Consider the following 1,048-nt stretch of genomic DNA (forward strand, 5'->3'; position numbering starts at 1 on the left):
CAACGATAACGTGGCCATTCTGAATGAACGCGGTGTCTTTGAGTTTTTCGCGAGCAGGCTCGCTCCTACAGTGTTTTGCAGTGTCTCTCATGGATGAAACTTGCCATTGAGATCCGTCGTCGGGCGCAACGCCCGGGCATAGCAGAACAGAAACAGATTACGCACCAGTTCCTTGAGCACCACCGGCTCGCTGGAGCTCAGGCCATTGAGGTCAAGATCACCCTGGTCTTGCAGTTCGTTCAAGGCTTCTTCTTCAAGCACCGCACAGACTTCCCCGGTTTCCCGATGCAGGATTCTGAGGTAAGGGTGTGGGCGGTCCAGCCAGGCATCGATCAGATAAGTCATGGTTCTCATCTCCACTGAAGGTTTTATGAGAATAATTCTTATTCACTAAATAGCAAGAGCCTATTGGCGGTTTGCGCTTTTTTCCAGGTAAGGATTGCGTCAGGTCAAAAACGACTGGCGTCTGGCTATTGCGAGGATTGTCTGGGCGAAGCGGGGGGGAGGGTGAGGCGCCATCCCGCGGCCGGGCGCGGGATGGAAGACAGCAGGTTCAGACTTTCCTGACGAACTCGGACTTGAGTTTCATCGGGCCGATGCCGTCGATCTTGCAATCGATGTCGTGATCGCCATCGCACAGGCGGATGTTCTTGACCTTGGTGCCGACCTTGACCACCAAAGACGTACCCTTGACCTTGAGGTCCTTGATCACGGTGATGGTGTCGCCGTCCTGCAGGACGTTGCCGACCGAATCCTTTTTCACCGCGTCATCGGACACCGCTTCGGTTTCACCGCTGGCGGACCATTCGTGGGCGCACTCGGGGCAGATCAGCTGCGCGCCGTCTTCATAGGTGTATTCGGAATTGCATTTTGGGCAGGGTGGCAACGTGCTCACTAAGGCTCCTTGGATTCAGGATCGCTAAAAAGCGCACATTGTATAGGGTTTTAGGCGGGAAAGGGCGATGCAACAGCTGTAGGAGCGAGCTTGCTCGCGAAGGTCGTCAACGATAACGCGTGCATCCTGAATGAATGCGGTGTCATTGAGTTC

Annotated in this window: 2 protein-coding genes; both read right to left on the reverse strand. The window is 54.8% G+C overall.

From position 1 onward, the window contains the following. Positions 1-87: 87 nt before the first annotated feature. Complete coding sequence (locus tag AC1DVH_RS31675) at positions 88-345, reverse strand: PA4570 family protein (protein ID WP_223528321.1); 258 nt, start codon at positions 343-345, stop codon at positions 88-90. Positions 346-553: 208 nt separating this feature from the next. Further along, entirely contained in the window at positions 554-895 is a 342-nt protein-coding gene (locus AC1DVH_RS31680) for a zinc ribbon domain-containing protein YjdM (protein ID WP_095946014.1), read from the reverse strand. Between the last annotated feature and the right edge of the window lie 153 nt (positions 896-1,048).

The sequence above is a fragment of the Pseudomonas sp. P4_C3 genome (genome assembly GCF_056402075.1).

Excerpts from the sequence above, each read along its gene's own strand:
- AC1DVH_RS31675 (WP_223528321.1), bottom strand. The coding sequence starts at position 345 with ATGACTTATCTGATCGATGCCTGGCTGGACCGCCCACACCCTTACCTC.